Origin of the sequence: Sporosarcina sp. P29, assembly GCF_002743265.1 — a bacterium.
In the GTDB taxonomy this organism is placed as follows: domain Bacteria; phylum Bacillota; class Bacilli; order Bacillales_A; family Planococcaceae; genus Sporosarcina.
The window spans coordinates 148,145-163,839 of record NZ_PDYX01000004.1; the positions used below are offsets into that span (position 1 = coordinate 148,145).

12 protein-coding genes are annotated in these 15,695 nt (G+C 43.2%); 11 read left to right on the plus strand and 1 reads right to left on the minus strand.

Going from position 1 to position 15,695, the window contains the following annotated elements; translation table 11 throughout:
- The first annotated feature begins 19 nt into the window (after positions 1–19).
- Positions 20–3,076: a YhgE/Pip domain-containing protein gene (locus CSV68_RS05745; protein WP_099661672.1), complete on the plus strand. Its 3,057-nt coding sequence runs from the start codon at positions 20–22 to the stop codon at positions 3,074–3,076.
- A 163-nt stretch (positions 3,077–3,239) separates the two neighbouring features.
- On the opposite strand, the gene CSV68_RS05750 is transcribed toward CSV68_RS05745, so the two are convergent.
- Positions 3,240–3,560 carry a GRAM domain-containing protein gene (locus CSV68_RS05750; RefSeq protein WP_099661673.1) on the minus strand — a complete coding sequence of 107 codons (321 nt, stop codon included), beginning with the start codon at positions 3,558–3,560 and terminating at the stop codon, positions 3,240–3,242.
- 1,054 nt (positions 3,561–4,614) lie between these two features.
- Between CSV68_RS05750 and CSV68_RS05755 the strand changes: the two genes are divergently transcribed.
- The 10 genes from CSV68_RS05755 to CSV68_RS05805 all read left to right on the plus strand — a co-directional run bounded on the left by CSV68_RS05755 (position 4,615) and on the right by CSV68_RS05805 (position 15,610).
- Entirely contained in the window at positions 4,615–5,592 is a 978-nt protein-coding gene (locus tag CSV68_RS05755; RefSeq protein ID WP_099634032.1) for a LacI family DNA-binding transcriptional regulator, read from the plus strand.
- A complete protein-coding gene (rbsK, locus tag CSV68_RS05760; protein WP_099634031.1) occupies positions 5,592–6,470 on the plus strand; it encodes a ribokinase in 879 nt (292 codons plus the stop codon). Before CSV68_RS05755 ends, rbsK begins: the two co-directional genes overlap by 1 nt.
- Positions 6,467–6,856, plus strand: a complete 390-nt coding sequence (gene rbsD, locus CSV68_RS05765; RefSeq protein ID WP_099661674.1) for a D-ribose pyranase — start codon at positions 6,467–6,469, stop codon at positions 6,854–6,856. Before rbsK ends, rbsD begins: the two co-directional genes overlap by 4 nt.
- 16 nt (positions 6,857–6,872) lie before the next feature.
- The gene (locus CSV68_RS05770; RefSeq protein ID WP_099634029.1) at positions 6,873–8,369 is read left to right on the plus strand and encodes a sugar ABC transporter ATP-binding protein; all 1,497 of its coding nucleotides are present in this window, start codon (positions 6,873–6,875) and stop codon (positions 8,367–8,369) included.
- A complete protein-coding gene (gene rbsC, locus CSV68_RS05775) occupies positions 8,356–9,297 on the plus strand; it encodes a ribose ABC transporter permease (protein WP_099634028.1) in 942 nt (313 codons plus the stop codon). Before CSV68_RS05770 ends, rbsC begins: the two co-directional genes overlap by 14 nt.
- 15 nt (positions 9,298–9,312) lie before the next feature.
- Positions 9,313–10,248, plus strand: a complete 936-nt coding sequence (rbsB, locus tag CSV68_RS05780; protein ID WP_099661675.1) for a ribose ABC transporter substrate-binding protein RbsB — start codon at positions 9,313–9,315, stop codon at positions 10,246–10,248.
- Positions 10,249–10,968: 720 nt separating this feature from the next.
- A complete protein-coding gene (locus CSV68_RS05790) occupies positions 10,969–12,222 on the plus strand; it encodes a M20 family metallo-hydrolase (RefSeq protein ID WP_099661677.1) in 1,254 nt (417 codons plus the stop codon).
- 35 nt (positions 12,223–12,257) lie between these two features.
- A complete protein-coding gene (locus tag CSV68_RS05795) occupies positions 12,258–12,482 on the plus strand; it encodes a hypothetical protein (protein ID WP_099661678.1) in 225 nt (74 codons plus the stop codon).
- Positions 12,482–13,945, plus strand: coding sequence for a sodium:solute symporter family protein (locus tag CSV68_RS05800; RefSeq protein ID WP_099661700.1), 1,464 nt, complete (start codon positions 12,482–12,484; stop codon positions 13,943–13,945). Before CSV68_RS05795 ends, CSV68_RS05800 begins: the two co-directional genes overlap by 1 nt.
- A 39-nt stretch (positions 13,946–13,984) precedes the next feature.
- Positions 13,985–15,610: an amidohydrolase gene (locus CSV68_RS05805; protein ID WP_099661679.1), complete on the plus strand. Its 1,626-nt coding sequence runs from the start codon at positions 13,985–13,987 to the stop codon at positions 15,608–15,610.
- The last annotated feature ends 85 nt before the right edge of the window (positions 15,611–15,695 follow it).

Sequence of the window (15,695 nt, forward strand, 5' to 3'; positions counted from 1 at the left end):
GAGTGAGGGTTTATACGAAATGAATAAAATATGGTTTATAGTCAGACGGGATCTCCGAAATATCTTCAAGAATAAAGCAGCACTCATTGTCATAGCGGCGATTGCGTTTCTACCTTCGCTATATGCCTGGATGAATATCCTCGCGTCGTGGGATCCGTATTCCAATACGAAAGGCGTGGAAGTTGCGGTCGTCAGTGAAGACGTAGGGGCGAAAATCGAGGACAAGGAATTCAATGTCGGAGATGAAGTGATCGTCTCGCTGACGACCAACGATGATCTCGGTTGGCAGTTCGTAACGAAAGAGGAAGCGTTAAAAGGCGTGAAACACGGTGATTACTATGCTGCGATCATCATTCCAGAAGATTTCTCAGAGAATTTAAGCAGTATCGTTACAGACGATATGAAAAAGCCAACATTAGATTATTATATTAACGAAAAAATCAATGCAATTTCCCCGAAAGTTGCGGGGAAAGGTGCGTCTGCTATCGTAGAAAATATCGATAAAACATTCGTTGAACAAACGAATGAGGCAGTCATTAAGGTATTCAATAATTTAGGTATTGAACTGGAAGGCAATCGTGGAAATATTGAAAAGCTACGTGACTTAATTTATCAATTGGAATATGATATTCCAGATATTTATTCGAAATTACAGATGGTAGATAAAGGTTTGGATTTTGCAGATACTTCTATCGATCGCGTAGATCTTGTGCTTGACGACGTCAATGCGGTGCATGCCAATGCGAAAAAGTTGAATGCACGTTTGATCAGTAAGTTGCAAGAGAATGAAAAAACCGTGGATAACACGTTGCGCGTCATTACATCCAACTTGGAGAGTGCGCAAACAGCATTCCGTAAAGTACCTGATTTGACGAGTGAACTGTCAGGCAAAGGGGAAGACGTCGATCGTATTGTCGATTCGCTACGTGATAAGCAAGGCAAATTGGAAGATACGAATGCACGTTTAGATGATATTTATGAGTATTTGAAAAAACAGGATCAGAATCTAAAAGACTCAACAAATATTAAAGACTTGCAGAGCTCCTTGAATGAAAGCGCCACAGACTTAAACCGTCTGAAAAAGAATTTGGAAACGATCATTTCCGATTTGCAGAGCGGTAAAAATCCAGCGACCGATTTAATTACGCAAACACAATCGTTGTCGGATAAACTCGCTGAAGATATGGATAAAATTAAAGGCAATTACGAAAATGTATTATCCCCGCAAACTCAAAAGCTGATGAAGCAGCTAAATGAGCTGTCTGCGAATATTACGGGCTTATTGGATCGTGCGACTGAAGTGAATAGCGATGCGCAGAAAGTCGTTCAAGGCTTGATCGATAAGCGTGAATCCATTGATTTCAGCCAATATCAAGAACAACTCGACAGTATGTCCACTGCAATAGAAAGTCAGATTGGAAAAGTGGATTCTGTGATTTCTGTTTTAGAAGCTGCGGGTAAAGTGACAGGCAGTGACGTACTTGGCGGTCTGCAACAACGATTCGTCGCGTTACGTGATCAGTTATCATCGACTAAACAAGCTATCGATAAAGTGCAAGCTGCCATCAATAAAGGCGAGAAACCGAGCCTCGAGTTGTTGAATCAACTTCAAGGACAGCTACAGGCGAGTCAGCAAAAGATTGTCGATGCACGAAATCAATTTGATGCGAATAGCCAAAAAGCGATAAAAGATGCGATTGAACAGTTACAAACTTTCGATGAGGGACTGCGTGATCGCTTCAATGAACTACAAGCATCGAAGACAGAAATTGATGAGAAGCTCGCAGGCTTACTAGAGACAGCAGAAAATCCTGAGGTTACGATCGGTGCTCTTCAAACGATGGTCGGCCGAATCGATAATGGACTTTCAGCAATTGGTTCCATTAACAATGGATTAAAGGATCTTGAGAAATTCATTAATTCGGATAAGCTGTCTGGCGAAATCGAACGAATTAAAACGGTTCAAGAAAGCTTGTCATCTGCCAATTCATCCGTTGACGGTTTAGTTGGTCGGATCAATGAATCGAAAGCGAACGGCAAAAGGCATTTGGCCGAAGTCGATCGTGTATCAGGCGAATTGGATCGTTCAGTTGGTGAAGCTATCGATTTCGTCAATAGTGATTTGACGAGAAAGTATAAATCCGCGATGCGTGATGCAACCAATGCGTTGTATGACGTGTCCGACGTACTAGATGAAGTAAATGGACGGATTCCACGTTTACGTACTGCGCTTGAAAAAGCGGATGCAGGAGTGGTTCTTGGGAAAAAAGATTTGGAGAAAGCTCAGCAACTCTTCCCAGAAGCTCGTGATACGATTGAAACAATGGCAGAAAAAATCCGTAAGTTAGAAGATGAAGGGGACTTGGATAAATTATTAGATGTTCTCTCGACGGATCCGATAGGCGTCAGTAAGTTTCTCGCTGAACCGGTCGTCTTAAATGAACATGCCTTATATCCGATTCCAAACTACGGTTCCGCAATGAGCCCATTCTATACGACCCTTTCATTGTGGGTGGGCGCATTGCTCATGGTATCCACGCTAAAAGTGGATATCCGAGAAAAGACACGTTTCAAGAGCTATCAAACGTATCTTGGACGGTTAATTATCTTCGCGGGTATTGGTGCGGTTCAGTCGTTGATCGTCACACTCGGCGAGTTATTCATTATGAATGTCTACGTCGTCGACAAGATACCATTTGTATTATTCGGTGTACTGATCAGTGTCGTATTCGTTTCCATCGTCTACACGCTCGTGTCCGTATTCGGTAACACGGGTAAAGTGATCGCGATCGTGTTGATGGTCATGCAACTCGGTGCATCAGGCGGGACATTCCCCATCCAAATGGCACCAGAGTTCTTCCAAAAGATCTCTGCATTTATGCCATTCACGCATGCGATTACGTTATTGCGTGAATCGATCGGCGGAATTATCTGGGCAGTAGCGTTAAAACAAATCCTCTTTTTAATGATCTACTTCGCGCTATCGCTCGTAGTAGGACTTGGATTGAAGAAGTTCTTCAATAAATCGAGTGATAAGTTTATTGAGAAGGCGAAGGAAAGTAATATTGTGATGTGATGGAAATGATTCGATAGATAGAAAGACTGCGCTGGAAGTCATGTTTGTTGTGATGACTTCTAGCGGCAGTCTTTTTTTGTTTGGAGAGCTGGGGGAGGAACCGCGCCATAATGTTTAAAAGAGCTGTCCGCGAGTTGGGCAGCTCTCTCAAACTTCATTATATTTACATCAAATCCCAAACCGTCTTGATAATATCATCGCACTTCACAAAAAGTGAACTTTCTAAAACAAATGTATGCAGCGTACCATCTTTTAACTCGACGGTAATTCCGTTTGGGACAATACCCAACACGTAAGAAGAGTCAATATTATTGATGTCGGTAATATTGAACTCCAAAATATCTCTTTTAAAATGCATGTTGTATGGCTGGAAGATGAAACGTTGATTTGTAATAAATAAATTCCCACTGACGTAATCTATACTTTTGCGTAAGTCCACAGGTATTTCATATTGGACAGTTTCGTTTTCTCGATATTTCGTCATGCGGATCTCTCCTCTATGGATATTATCTATGACTCTAATTTCATTTTACCTCTATAGATATGTATAGACAAGACATCTTGATTGGCTTTGGAGATTGTGTGGAAGGGAAGTGATCATTGTTGTTCGGTGAGTGCTCTATTGTTTGGGGTAAGTGCTCTATGTAGATATGTATCCGCTCTATTTAAGTCCGCGGCCGCTCAATGTGTGGGCTTAAGTGCTCTATAGCCTGCGCTATCCGCTCAATGCAAGTCCGCGGCCGCTCAATGTGTGGGCTTAAGTGATCTATAGCCTGCGCTATCCGCTCAATGGAAGTCCGCGGCCGCTCAATGTGTAGGCTCAAGTGCTCTATAGCCCGCGCTATCCGCTCAATCTATGTCCACTGCCGCTCAATGTGTGGGCTCAAGTGCTCTATAGCCCGCGTTAACCGCTCAATACAAGTCCGCGGCCGCTCAATGTGTAGGCTTAAGTGCTCTATAGCCTGCGCTATCCGCTCAATACAAGTCCGCGGCCGCTCAATGTGTGGGCTTAAGCGCTCTATAGCCTGCGCTACCCGCTCAATGCAAGTCCGCGGCCGCTCAATGTGTAGGCTTAAGTGATCTATAGCCCGCGCCATTCGCTCAATCTATGTCCACTGCCGCTCAATGTGTGGGCTCAAGTGATCTATAGCCCGCGCCATCCGCTCAATGCAAGTCCGCTGCCGCTCAATGCAAGTCCGCTGCCGCTCAATGTGTGGGCTCAAGTGATCTATAGCCCGCGCCGTCCGCTCAATGTGTAGGCTTAAGTGATCTATAGCCCGCGCCATTCGCTCAATCCAAGTCCACTGCCGCTCAATGTGTGGGCTCAAGTGATCTAAAGCCCGCGCCACCCGCTCTATGCAGCTGTACAACCGCTCAATCCCCCAAATCCCCCAACAACAATACTCCCGCATCTAACCTAATATTCACTCAATAAACCCCACCCGACGCAAAACTAGTTCACTATTGACACTAAAAAACCTAGTCTGTTATCATTATGTGTAACCGGTACCACATAGAACAGAATGTAGGTGAAATAGTTGGCAAATATACGGGATGTGGCTAAGGCTGCTGGCGTTTCAGTAGCGACTGTTTCACGCTATTTAAATAATAAAGGATACATAAGTGAAGAGGCGAAACGGGTGATTGCTAAGGCGGTGGATGAGTTGAACTACCAGCCTAGTATGATTGCCCGTTCTCTTAGTACGAAACAATCTACTTTTATTGGTTTGATTGTTCCGGATATCGTCAATCCGTTTTTCCCGGAACTGGCGCGTGCGATCGAGGATGTTGCGCTAGCGTACGGGTACACAGTGATTTTGTGTAACTCGGATGAGGATTTGGAGAAGGAAATTAATTATATTAAGACGCTACAACAGAAATATGTGGCGGGTTTCATCGTTGCGACGAGTCATGCGGAAGCGGATCATTATATGGGTTTGGATATTCCGATTGTCGCGATTGACCGAAGAATTCATTCGTCGATCCCGTATATTGCGACGGATAACCGCGAAGGTGCTCGTATTGGAACGCAGCATTTATTGGATAGTGGTTGCACACAGATTCTTTGTATGCGGGGGCCATCGGGATTAGGTCCTGCCGATGATCGATTTGCTGGGTTCACTGATGCAGTGAAGGGTAAAAATGTAGAAACACATGTAATTGAATGTCCGTTCCATTTTGATATAGCGGAGACAATGGTGAAGAAGGTGTTGCAAGAAGTGCCGATTGACGGAATTTTTGCGAGCAGTGACGTGACGGCAGCTGGCGCTATGAAAGCTGCGTATTCAGCGGGGATTCATGTACCGAGTCAGCTTCAAATCGTTGGGTATGACGGTACGATGTTGGCGAGCCAATTAACACCAGGTTTAACGACGGTAGCGCAGGACTTGTATAGAATCGGTGCGATGGCAGCGAGGATGCTTATTAAATTAATTGAAGGGCAAGAGTTGACGGAGCGTGAAGTATTGATTCCGGCAGAGTTGCTTATTCGCCAAACAACAAGGAGTGAAGCATGATGATAACGGTGATTGGCAGTGCCAATATGGATTTGGTCGTTGGCACGAAGAATTTCCCTGATCAGGGCGAGACGGTTCTTGGCAATGTGTTCGATACAGTGCCGGGTGGAAAAGGTGCGAATCAGGCAATTGCCGCGGCGCGACTTGGCAGTGAAACACATATGGTTGGGTGTGTGGGAAATGATTTATTTGGTACGAGTATTGTAAATAATCTTCAACAAAATACAGTCGGCGTCACCGGTGTAGCGACTGTAGACGGAGCTTCTGGCATCGCAAATATTTTGTTGTCAGAAGGGGATAATCGGATTATCGTCGTACCAGGTGCCAACTCTTTGTTGATGCCGTCTCATATTGACGAAATAGAAGACCAGCTCAGGCGCAGTGACTTGGTGATGCTTCAATTGGAAATTCCGATTCCTACTGTTATTTATACATTAGCGAAGTGCCAAGCGATTGGTGTTCCGGTGATGTTGAATCCTGCTCCAGCGGGCGGATTCGAGCTCGATATGATGCCTTCAATTACATATTTAACGCCGAATGAAACGGAATGTGAACAAATCTTCGGCATGGATATGGTGAGCGCCTTAGAGAAGTATCCGAACCGTTTAATTATTACTTTAGGCGACGACGGTGCGCGATTCTTTGATGGAGAAAAGCATGTCATCGTAGAAAGCTTTAAGACAAATGTCGTGGATACAACAGGCGCAGGTGATACGTTTAACGGAGCCCTTGCACATGGAATAGTAGCGGGAATGGAACTGGAACGAGCGGTTCGTTTCGCGAATGCGGCCGCTTCCCTTTCTGTAGAAAAGTTCGGCGCACAAGGTGGCATGCCTTCAGTTGAAGAAGTGGAAGCGCGTTTGGAGGAGAGTCGATGAAAAAGCATGGCATGATCAATCGCGATATGGCGGCTGTGCTGGCTAAAATGGGTCACACCGATCAATTGACGATTGCAGATTGCGGTCTGCCGATTCCTGAAGGTGTTCCGTGCATCGATCTTTCGTATACGCTTGGGAAACCAGGATTCACGGAGATTTTATTGGAATTACTGAAAGACTTTCAAGCAGAAAAAGTATATATTGCAGGCGAAATAAAAGCAGAGAACCCAACAATCTATAATGAAATTACACAACTAGAATGTCCGATAGATGAGCTGACACATGATCAATTAAAACAACAATCAAGACAATCGAAAGTTATTATTCGTACAGGAGAGTCGACACCTTATGCCAATATTATCGTACAGTCAGGCGTCATATTCTGAAAGTGGGTGTGCAGAGATGATTGCGATGAACGGGATATCGAAAAGTTTTAATGGAAATAAAGTACTCGACAATGTGGAGTTTACTGTAGTCAAAGGTGAAATTCATGCGCTCATGGGAGAGAACGGTGCAGGGAAGTCTACGATGATGAAGATTTTGACAGGGATCTATACGCGTGATTCAGGAGAAATCTACGTCAAAGGGAAGAAAGTAGAATTCAAGAATGCTAAAGAAGCCGAGGCTGCGGGCATTGCGGTTATTCACCAAGAGCTCAATATTTTACCTGACTTGACAGTTGCGGAGAACTTTTATTTAGGGAAAGAAAAGACTTTCGGGAAAACAGGAATTTTGAAGACGAAGGAAATGAATCGTCAAGCAGAAGAAATTCTATCGAAGTTAGGCTTGCATGTTGATGCACGTACCATCACGCGTGAATTATCTGTCGGTAAACAGCAGATTATTGAGATTGCGAAGGCGGTTTCTTCTAATGCTGAACTGATTGTGATGGATGAGCCGACTGCAGCACTGACGGATCGTGAAATTGAAACGTTATTTAAAACGGTTCGCGCGTTGCAAGCTGAAGGCGTTTCATTCGTTTATATTTCGCACCGAATGGAAGAAATTTTCGCGATGTGCGACCGCATTACCATTCTGCGAGACGGTCAATACGTCGGTGTGCGGAATATAAAGGATACGACGTTTGATGAGATCGTGCAGATGATGGTCGGACGTGAATTGGGCGAACGATTCCCAGCGCGTGCGTGTGAAATAGGCGATGTGAAATTGAAAGTAGAAAGTCTCTCGCGCAATGACTATTTTGAAGACGTGTCGTTTGAAGTGCGAAAAGGTGAAATCGTCGGGATCGCCGGCTTAATGGGTGCTGGTCGTACGGAAGTGATTCAATCGATTTTCGGTTTTAAGAAACCGACTGCGGGCAAGGTTTTCATTGACGGGGAGCAAGTCGTTATTACGAATCCTTTGCAGGCGAAGAAGCTTGGGATTGGATACGTTACGGAAGACCGGAAATCTGAAGGGTTGATTCTCGAATTTTCGGTGCGGGAAAATATGTGCCTGACGAACTTCAATCGAATTTCTAATTCAGGGGTTATTCAACGAACGAAAGAGAATCACTTGTATGACACGATGTCTAAACGTCTCGGTGTTCGCACGTCTGGACCTGAACAAATCGTCAAGTCGTTAAGTGGCGGTAACCAGCAAAAGGTAGTCATCGCGAAATGGCTTGGTATTGAGCCGGATATTCTGTTTTTGGATGAACCGACAAGAGGCGTCGATGTTGGAGCGAAGAAAGAGATTTACAGCATCATCAATGAATTGGCTGAGCGTGGAGTCGCGATTGTAATGATTTCATCCGAACTACCGGAAGTAATCGGCATGGCAGATCGCGTGCTCGTCATGCACGAAGGCCAGTTGATGGCAGATTTACCGAAAGAAGAAATGACACAAGAACGAATTATGCATTTTGCAACAGGAGGTGACAAAGTTGTCCAAGACTAATATGAAATCGTCATTACAGAAATTAGGACCGTTCATTGGTTTATTATTGATCGTCGTCATTATTTCCGTAATGAGTCCAAGTTTTTTAACGCTGAACAACTTGTTCAACGTATTGCGTCAAGTGTCCATTAACGCATTGATTGCGTTCGGGATGACATTTGTTATTTTAACCGGTGGAATTGATTTATCAGTTGGATCGATTCTCGCATTAACCGGTGCCGTGACAGCGGGTATGATGTCAGGCGGTATGGATCCAATTTTAGCCATGCTACTTGGCGTATTACTAGGTGTGTTGCTCGGTGCAATCAACGGGTTGATCATTGCGAAAGGGAAGGTCGCGCCATTTATCGCGACACTTGCGACGATGACGATATTCCGTGGATTGACTTTAGTCTATACTGAAGGACGTCCGATTTCAGGGCTTGGCGATTCATTCACATTCCAAATGCTCGGTAAAGGATATATTTTCGGTATCCCGGTTCCGGTCATCACGATGGCCATCTCCTTTGCAGTGCTGTACTTTATATTGAAGAAAACGACATTCGGACGCCGTGTGTACGCGATCGGTGGTAATGAAGAAGCGTCACGTCTTTCCGGAATTAATGTCGATCGAGTGAAGATTTATGTCTATTCATTGGCAGGCGGTCTAACGGCAATTGCGTCATTAATTTTGACATCACGCCTAAACTCCGCACAGCCAACAGCAGGTAATATGTTTGAACTCGATGCCATTGCTGCCGTTGTACTTGGCGGGACAAGCTTAACTGGCGGTCGCGGTTGGATTGTCGGTACATTGATTGGTGCATTGATTATTGGTGTTTTGAATAATGGTTTGAATTTGATAGGCGTATCCTCTTTCTTCCAACAGGTTGTAAAGGGTGCAGTTATATTAATCGCAGTACTCTTAGATCGCAAAAAAACCGCATAAGGAGATGTGAATTGTATGAAAAATATCAAATGGTTACTACTTATGGCCGTCGTCCTCGTTTTGGCTGCATGTTCATTAGAACAACCCGGTTCCAAATCTTCATCAGATGAAAAAGACGAGGCTGGAAATGAAGGCGAAAAAGCGTATAAAGTTGGGCTTTCGGTATCGACGCTAAACAATCCATTCTTCGTAACATTGAGTGAAGGCGTGAAGGAACAGGCGAAAGAGTCTGGATCAGAAGTCATCGTTGTCGATGCACAAGATGATGCGTCGAAACAAGCAAGTGACGTAGAAGATTTAATTCAACAAGGTGTAGATTTGTTGATCATTAACCCAACCGATTCTGAAGCAGTTGTATCTGCGGTGGAATCAGCAAACAGTTCGAACATTCCGGTCATCACAGTAGACCGCAGAGCAGAAGGTGGAGAAGTTGTATCCCACATTGCTTCAGATAATAAAGCAGGCGGCGTGTTAGCTGGAGAATACATGATCGAGTTGCTTGGCGAAGATAACCCACAAGTAGCAGAGCTTGAAGGGATCGCGGGTTCATCCGCAGCACGTGACCGTGGAGCCGGCTTTAACGAAGCGGTTGACGGCAAAGTGAATATTGTAGCGAAACAAACAGCGAACTTTAACCGTGCAGAAGGTTTGACGGTCATGGAAAATATTTTACAAGCTAACCCAGACATTCAAGGCGTATTCGCGCATAACGATGAGATGGCGTTAGGTGCATTGGAAGCGATTCAGTCAGCTGGTAAGGATATTACAGTCATTGGATTCGACGCAACAGACGACGCGATTAAATCGGTCAAAGACGGTAAGTTGTCTGCAACGATTGCACAAAAGCCCGAGGAGATTGGGGTTAAGGCAATGGAAGCAGCGGTTGCTATGTTGAACGGCGAAGACGTAGACGCAGATATTCCGGTTGATTTGGAGTTAATTAAAGAGTGAGTTTTAGATTTAGTTTAGGGGAAGCTCTCTGGCCAGATTTTTTGGCTGGGGGGCTTTTTTGTTTTGGAGGGGTTTGTGGGTGGGAGAGTGGTGGGGCGGGGATTGAGCGGATATGGCGTGTGATAGAGCGGTTGCGGACTGCTATAGAGCGAGTAGTCGTTGTGATAGAGCGTTTGCGGGCTATTATAGAGCGAATAGCTGATGTGATAGAGCGGTTATGGGCCTCAATAGAGCGGGATGTCCCATGTGACATGGCGGTTGACACTATAGAGCGGATAGCCGACATCATAGAGCGTATACGGTCTACCATTGAGCGGAAATCCTGTGTGATAGAGCAGTTGTGGCTCCTGATAGAGCGTATACGGCCCACGATAGAGCGGAAATCCCGCGTAATAGAGCGTTTACGGCCCGCGATAGATCAGATGCCCCATGTAATAGAGTAGTTGACTCACATGGTCCGGTAACCAACTGCTTCGTAGGACAATCATTATTGTATAAAGTACAAGTTATTATCATATGCATAGAATGTAAACGCTTGGACTTTATTTACAAGAGGAAGCGAGGTTACTACGCTGGTCTGTTCTCACGTGGTATTCAAAATTGTATAAGACTATCCGTTTGTGTAACTATGCAATACCTTTATATGAAGTGTAATGAAAATTGCGACAACTGTATGCATACCAAGTAACGGAAAGATTTAATTCAAAGGGGAGTGTCTAAATGAAGGCGTTAACATATTCAATTCATGCAGGTAGATTGAATGATAATCTACAAGTTTTAGGAAGAATAGGGAAAATTGGTTCCACTGGAGTCTCCAGACTTGCACACTCACCTGAAGATAAAGAAGCGGTGTTACATGTGAAAAAGTATATGGATCAAATCGGTTTAAAGACGGAGATTGATCAATTTGGAAACTTAATCGGGAGAATGGATGGGGTAGCGAATGATTCGCCAGCTTTAGTAATTGGTTCACATATCGATTCGCAACCTTATGGTGGAAGGTATGATGGGGCGCTTGGAGTAATCGGGGCGATTGAAGTGTTGGAAACGCTACACGATAAGGAAATAAAGCCTGAAATACCTATTGTTATATATGCCTTTGCTGATGAGGAAGGATCACGATTCAATAAGGGCTTGTTTGGTGTCAGAGGCATGTTAGGGAAATTAGAGGAGGGAGAGCTCGAACGGAGTGATAAGAATGGAGTGACAAGGCGTGAGGCGCTCATCAAATTTGGTTGTGACCCATCAAAGTTTCAAGAGTCCCTTATTGACCCTTCTACAATAGCAGCATTTTTAGAGCTTCATATTGAACAGGGACCTGTATTGGAAGCCAAAGATGAACCTGTTGGAATTGTTACGGGTATTTCTGGCCCTTTATGGTTGACTGTTGAAATGGAAGGCTTAGCTGGTCACGCTGGATCTGTGCCGATGCCTATGCGTCAAGATGCTTTAGTAGGTGCCGCTAAAGTCATTGTAAAGCTAAATGAGTTAGCCCAAGAGGTTCCCGGAGCACCAACAGTTAGTACAGTCGGAAGTTTGGAAGTATTTCCTGACTCTCGTAATATCATTCCTGAAAAAGTCACTTTTACAGTTGATTTGCGGGATATTGATGAAAGTCGACGGGATCAAATTGAACAAGTTCTCCTTCAAGAGCTAGAAAAAATTGCAGTTGAACATAGCTTGTCTTATAAAGTCAGTGAAGATACGCGAAATGAACCTAGATTTTGTAATGAAAATATTATGCAGATAATGAGAGAAGAAAGTGCGGAAATGAATTTAACTCCACCGGAATTAATGAGTGGCCCTTTTCATGACTCGCTTGAAATGTCCTATGTGTGTGACTACGGGATGATTTTTGTTCGTTCAAAGGATGGTATTAGTCATAACCCGAAAGAATATAGTTCGCCAGAGGATATTGCGCTTGGAGTGGAGCTACTCTATAAGACTGTTTATAGAATGGCTTGTAAAACGTAATAAATCAAAAAGAATATAGTTAATGGAGGGATTGGATGAGCAAAAAGAAGTTCAATACTATTTATATAGTGATCGTTACTATTCCTTTTTTATTGTTAATATTCCCTTTATTCGAGTTAGCAAACCGAGCTACTCCTATCGTTATGGGACTACCTTTTTCATTTTTCTATATCATTCTATTAATTTTATTAACATTTTTAGGTGTTTTAATTTTGTATAGATTTGATCCGGACCATAAGTTAGAAGAAGGTGATGAATGATGGAGCATTGGCAAATTGCGTTAATTATTATGATTGGCTATTTGGTAATCGCCTTGGTTGTTGGAGTGTGGGCGGGTAAGGGCCAAGATTCCAGTTCCCTAGATGAATTTGCTGTTGCAGGAGGTAAATTAGGCTTAATCGTCATGTGGTTCTTGATGGGGGGAGCTGTATTTAGTGCATTTTCATTTTTAGGCGCACCTGGTTGGGCTTATGAAAAAGGAGCACCTGCTTTTTATATTATTATCTATACAGCATTTGCGATACTACCTTGGTATATTATCGGACCTAAGATTTCTAAGATTGGAAAGAAGTTCAATCTTTACACGTTATCTTCATTTTTTAGAATTCGTTATAGAAGTAAGACTCTCGGAATAATAGTTGGTTTACTTGCATTATTAGCTTCTATTCAATATTTAGCTACCCAGTTAACAGGGATGGCACACATCTTTAATATTATGACAGAGGGTAGAATTCCTTTTTGGCTCGGAGCTTTACTTGCGTACGGAATTGTTGTTGTCTATGTGGCAACAGGAGGACTACGAGCTGCGGCTTGGTCTGACGTGTTCCAAGGGTTACTCATGATCATTATTTCATGGGTTGTAGGGATAGCGATCGTAAATCAGTTACACGACTCAGTGGGAGTCATGTTTACGAATATAGCTGCAGAAAGCCCTGGATTCTTACAGATAGGAAAAGAAGGATCTACGATGGGGACGATACCATTTACAACGACTATTTTAGTATCCGTAATTGGATTCTTGATGTGGCCACATCTATTTACAAAGTCATATGCATCCAGCCCTAAAGTCATTAAGAAAACAGTATTGGTTTACCCGATTTTCGCGCTATTCTTAATACCTTTATTGCTGGTTGGATTTGCAGCAAAAGGAATTGTAGATGCGAATTTGATTGAAAGTGCGGATCAGATACTCCCATTCTTGATCACTACTGTCATGAATCTACCAGGTTGGGTGTATGGGCTAGTTGGTGCAGGTGCACTAGCGGCTGCCATGTCATCTGCTGATGCGATTACACATAACGCAACCTTGGAAACAACGGACGGTGTGATTCGTACAATTTTCAAAGATCTATCAGATAAGACCGTTTTAAAGATTATGCGTATAGGTGTATTCGTCATCGGAGGATTGGCTTATATTATTACCATTTTCGGAGGTCAAGGATTAATTGTCTTACTCTTAGGAGCTTATGGAGCGATTGTACAATTTGCTCCGGGAGTTTACAGTGCCTTGTATTGGCGGGGAGCAACGGCAAAAGGAGTAATCAGTGGATTGGTAGTGGGAGCGATGTTGAATTTCTATTTCCAACTAGTTGCAGACTCCACGCCATTCGGTATCCACGCAGGAATAATTGGACTGATTGTGAATGTTATTATCATGATCATAGTAAGTTTGCTGACAAAGTCAGAGAGAAGCGAGGAAGAAGATACTTATATTCGTAGCTGATCAATCCAATTATAATTTAGTACAGAGAGGTGATCTATCGTGCATGCAGATATCGTATTTACTAATGGAGAAGTGATCACGGTCGATAAGGATTCTTCCATTATGGAAGCAGTAGCAATAAAAGATCATACGATCATCGAAGTGGGACAGAATGAGAATGTTGGTAGGCTTATTGGAGAAAACACAAAAGTAATCGACCTGGAAGGAAAATCCCTTCTTCCAGGTTTCATAGATCCGCACTTACATTTAACTATTTATGGAACGAACTTGCTCGGTATAAACTGTGCGAATCTCGAAATTGATTCGTTGGAAATCTTATATGAGGAAATGAGAAAGAAAGCGGAGCATACTCCAAAGGGAGAGTGGATCCGGGTTACGGGCTTTAATGAACAGGCGATTAAAGAGAAATGTTTCCCTACTATACAAGAGCTCGATGCAATATCTGTTGAACATCCGATTGTGATAATTCGAGTTTGTAATCATACATCTATCGCGAATAGCAAAGCGTTGGAACTAGCAGGTTTCACAAAGGAGTCTGAAAATCCTGCTGGCGGTGAGATCGAGCGTGATTCAAATGGAGAATTAACAGGAAAAATGATTGAGAATGCACATATGCAACTATTCTCTATAGCAGACTATAGTGCAGACGAAATTGCAAGTGGATTGAAATTAGCATCTCAGATATTTGTGGAGTCTGGCATAACGAGTTTGCATGATGCCGGTAGTTACGGATGGGGACCAGATATTTTAAAGCTGATGAAAAAAAGTATAGACTCGGGTGATGTGAAAAACCGTGTCTACGCTCTCATTGGATCATTGACGGATTCTGAGTCATTCGTTCGGCATATGATCGATGCAGGCGTAGTTACTGGAGATGGCGATGAATGGTTTAAAATTGGACCGGCTAAACTCTTTACAGATGGCAGCAGTACAGGCCCCACTTTAGCCACAAGAGAACCATATAACAGTGACCCGACAGATACAGGCATATTATATTACGACCAGGAAAGAATGAATGAAGTTCTAGGAGAAGCTCACAGCAAAGGATACCAAATCACTGCGCATGCACAAGGTGATCGTGCGATTGAAATGGTGTTGAATTGTATTGAAGAGGCGCTAGAGAAACATCCGCGAATAGATCACCGGCATCGTATTGAGCATGGTGGAATAGCTAGTATAGATCTTCAGGAACGGATGAAGGAATTAGGAGTTGTAGTCATTCCTAACCCCGCTTTCATGTATGTGAATGGTGATGCCTATCTCGAATATTACGGTGATCGCGTAAATGTGATGTATCCAGCAAATGATTATTTAGAAAAGGGAATCCCTTTTGCATTTGCCTCTGATACGCCTGTAGTAGACCATAATCCTCTTCTTGGTATTCATGCGGCAGTGAATAGAAAAACTGTTTCAGGCCATGATGTAGGAATTTGTCAGAGAGTGAGTGTGCTTGATGCCATTAAAGCCTATACATACATGGGTGCTTATGCGAGTTTTGATGAACAACAAAAAGGCAGTATTGAAGTGGGTAAATTAGCTGATTTGGTTGTGCTGGATCAAAGTGTTCTATCAGTAGATATAGAGAGTATTAAAGATGTAACTGTAGAATTGACGATGATCGATGGAAGAATAGAGTATGAAAAACAAGCTATTTATCAGAAGTAAGCAATGTTCTATATCGATTTTATGAAAGGATGTAATAGTAGTATCCAGCAAAGATAGCCATTCGAATATCTTCGGATGGCTTTTA

Excerpts from the sequence above, each read along its gene's own strand:
- CSV68_RS05745 (WP_099661672.1), top strand. The coding sequence starts at position 20 with ATGAATAAAATATGGTTTATAGTCAGACGGGATCTCCGAAATATCTTC.
- CSV68_RS05750 (WP_099661673.1), bottom strand. The coding sequence starts at position 3,560 with ATGACGAAATATCGAGAAAACGAAACTGTCCAATATGAAATACCTGTG.
- rbsK (WP_099634031.1), top strand. The coding sequence starts at position 5,592 with ATGATAACGGTGATTGGCAGTGCCAATATGGATTTGGTCGTTGGCACG.
- rbsD (WP_099661674.1), top strand. The coding sequence starts at position 6,467 with ATGAAAAAGCATGGCATGATCAATCGCGATATGGCGGCTGTGCTGGCT.
- CSV68_RS05770 (WP_099634029.1), top strand. The coding sequence starts at position 6,873 with ATGATTGCGATGAACGGGATATCGAAAAGTTTTAATGGAAATAAAGTA.
- rbsB (WP_099661675.1), top strand. The coding sequence starts at position 9,313 with ATGAAAAATATCAAATGGTTACTACTTATGGCCGTCGTCCTCGTTTTG.
- CSV68_RS05790 (WP_099661677.1), top strand. The coding sequence starts at position 10,969 with ATGAAGGCGTTAACATATTCAATTCATGCAGGTAGATTGAATGATAAT.
- CSV68_RS05795 (WP_099661678.1), top strand. The coding sequence starts at position 12,258 with ATGAGCAAAAAGAAGTTCAATACTATTTATATAGTGATCGTTACTATT.
- CSV68_RS05800 (WP_099661700.1), top strand. The coding sequence starts at position 12,482 with ATGGAGCATTGGCAAATTGCGTTAATTATTATGATTGGCTATTTGGTA.